Below are 2,313 nucleotides of genomic sequence, written 5' to 3'. Positions count from 1 at the left end.
AAGCCGTATTTGCAAGTGTGTGTCAGCATCGATTAGGTTTGCATAATGAGTCAGATGAAGCGCAAGTAAACGATATTTTAAAAAACGTATTAGTTCCGGTATAAACTTTTATGCCAAAAAAAACAGCTAAGCGCCCTTCTTTATTTAAGTCATTTAAGCAAAGTGTATTTAATAAGTTATTAAAAAATAAACATTTAAAAAACTCAATTACACTTGAACACAGAACAATTTATGTATTGCCATCATCCCTTGGTTGGTATTTTATAGTTGTAGCTATTTTAAACTTTGTGATGGGCATTAATTATCAAAATAATCTAATTTTAATAATGTCTTATCTTATGTTTGTGGTGATGATTATTGCTGTATTAATGGGCTACAGTAACGCTAAAGGCTTAACAGTTAAATTTAAAGATGCATTTAATAGCTACGCTCCTCAAAAACCGAGTATTATATTTGAATTACAAAGCCCTTCAGTAACCCAATCTATTAATTTAACATATCAAGGTAGTGAGCAAACTCACAAACATACCGGCCAAGTTGATATTAAACCTCAGGTACTTACACTCAACTTACCCTACAGCTCACGCGGTAAGTACTCAGTGCAACGTATTAAAATAGCGAGTAACTATCCCTTTGGTTTGATAACTGTTTGGAGCTACATTCAATTACAAGAAGATGTATTTGTATACCCGTCGCTTGAACAAGTACACAGTGATACGCATGTTTCTATGCTTGATGAGCAAGCCGATAAAGGTATTTCTACACAATCTGGTAGCGAAGAGTTTGAGTCTCTTATCCCACATTTACCTGAAATGGGCTTGCAAAGAGTGTCGTGGAAGCATTACGCAAAAACCCAGCAGTTGTTAGTTAAAGAGTTTGTAGACTTTAAAACAGCAAATGCACTCTTCGATTTTACGTTAATGAATGGAGATACAGAGCAGCGCTTAAGCCAGTTATGCTTTTTAGTGTGTGAAGCAACCGAGAAAAACACCCCTTTTATGTTAAAGCTACCGAATAAAACAATAAATACAAATACCGGACAGCATCATAAGCAGCAATGCTTAGAATTATTATGCTCATTTAATGGTGATGTGTAATGGACATACTTAAAAACGAAAAAGTAATAAATTATTCGCTGTCTTTTATATATGCATGTTTGATTGTATTTTTTGTATCACATTTACCGCTTGTTTTCGTAGGTGTACTTTCACTTATTTGTGCATGGAACTTTTACATAACGCTGAGTAATAAACCAAAGCCAAATGCTTGGCTGGCAAATATACTCGCAGGTGTGTCACTGGGTTTAATGCTCTACATAGTAGGCATGTCGGATACGGTTATTTTATTTGTGGCCATGCTGCTACTTGCTAGTTTATTTAAACTGCTACAGGCTAAAACCAAAAAACACTATCATGTAATTACAACGCTTACGTTTTTTTCACTCTCATCTGTGTATTTATTTAACCAAAGCATTTTAACGACTTTAACTGTTAGTAGTTTATACATATTAAACTTTGCAGTACTTGGCCTACTCGAGTCCAAACATAATTTAAAAATCGCCTCTAAGCAAAGTGGTAAATTGCTACTTTTAGCGCTTCCTTTAGCTATATTTTTACTGCTTTTTTTACCAAAAATGCCCACCTTTTGGCAGCTTCCTGGACCTAAGCTTGCTAAAACAGGGCTTTCTGAACAAGTCGATCCATTCGATATTGCTAAGCTTTCAAATTCTGACGAGCTTGTATTTAGAGCTAAATTTAACGAAGAAAAACCTGTAGCGCCTTATTATTGGCGAGCAATAGTCCATGATGAGTTTAATGGCAATGCGTGGCTTACGTCTGACTTTTTAAAATATAATAATGTAAAAACAAATACGCAGAGCGAAAATGATGAGCAACTTATTGCAAGCTACTCAGTTATTACAGAGCCTGCTACACAAAAATGGCTCTATGGTTTAGCGTATTCCAGTAGTAACTCACCAAATGTTGAAGGTAATTCGCTAGGTTTATTGCGTAAAAAAAGTCGCCAAGCTAAAAACTTACAATACGATGTAAATAGCTTTAACTTCAAAGCTTTACCGCTTGGCGAATTTGAAGAAAAACGCTACAAATACCTCTCCAATAAAAAGAATGTAAAAACATCATCACTTGCTAAAAACTTAAAGCAAAATACACACTCTGATCGCGATTTTTATAATCGCTTATTACAGTACTTTGCAGGTACGGGATTTACTTACACATTAACACCCACTCCTATGAGCGGCGATAACACCATAGATCAATTTTTATTTGATAATCAACGTGGCTTTTGTGGCCA

At 35.1% G+C, this 2,313-nt stretch carries 2 protein-coding genes and 1 pseudogene; all 3 read left to right on the top strand.

Features of this window, described 5'->3' with window-relative positions:
• Positions 1-104: pseudogene (locus L652_RS1000000125265) on the top strand (AAA family ATPase); the annotation flags it as partial.
• A gap of 6 nt (positions 105-110) precedes the next feature.
• Positions 111-1,097 carry a DUF58 domain-containing protein gene (locus L652_RS0100940; RefSeq protein WP_024594807.1) on the top strand — a complete coding sequence of 329 codons (987 nt, stop codon included), beginning with the start codon at positions 111-113 and terminating at the stop codon, positions 1,095-1,097.
• Positions 1,097-2,313, top strand: a 1,217-nt coding sequence (locus L652_RS0100935; protein ID WP_024603194.1) for a DUF3488 domain-containing protein, incomplete at its 3' end; no start/stop codon positions are given. The genes L652_RS0100940 and L652_RS0100935, both read left to right, overlap by 1 nt.

Origin of the sequence: Pseudoalteromonas sp. TB25 (assembly GCF_000497995.1) — a bacterium.
GTDB lineage: Bacteria > Pseudomonadota > Gammaproteobacteria > Enterobacterales > Alteromonadaceae > Pseudoalteromonas > Pseudoalteromonas distincta.
Note: the sequence above shows the minus strand (reverse complement) of the source record. Positions and strands in the feature narration are given on the sequence as shown.

Coding starts and splice junctions, on each gene's coding strand:
- L652_RS0100940 (WP_024594807.1), top strand. CDS start 111: ATGCCAAAAAAAACAGCTAAGCGCCCTTCTTTATTTAAGTCATTTAAG.